The following is a 315-nucleotide window of genomic DNA, read 5'->3' on the forward strand; positions in this document are numbered from 1 at the left end:
TTGCCAGCGTGCGGGGGATCGGCGTGGCGGTCATGATCAACTGATGCGGATGGAAGCCCTGCTGCTGGCCTTTCTCCCACAATGCCAGACGCTGATGCACGCCAAAACGATGCTGTTCGTCGATAATCACCAGCGCCAGGCCGTTAAACTGCACCTGTTCCTGGAAGATGGCGTGTGTACCGACAATCATCTGCACCTGACCGCTGGCGATGGCTTCCTGCTGTGCCAGCCGTGCTTTACCTTTCTGCTTACCGGCGAGCCAGCCCACTTCGATACCGAGCGGTGCAAACCAGTTGCGGAAGTTATTGGCGTGCT

The 315-nt window shown here is 58.4% G+C and carries 1 protein-coding gene; it reads right to left on the reverse strand.

Features of this window, described 5'->3' with window-relative positions; genetic code table 11:
- Positions 1-315, reverse strand: a 315-nt coding sequence (locus R2R70_RS19515) for a DEAD/DEAH box helicase (protein WP_410978824.1), incomplete at both ends; no start/stop codon positions are given.

Source organism: Cobetia sp. SIMBA_158 (assembly GCF_046566945.1).
GTDB classification, from domain to species: Bacteria; Pseudomonadota; Gammaproteobacteria; order Pseudomonadales; family Halomonadaceae; genus Cobetia; species Cobetia amphilecti.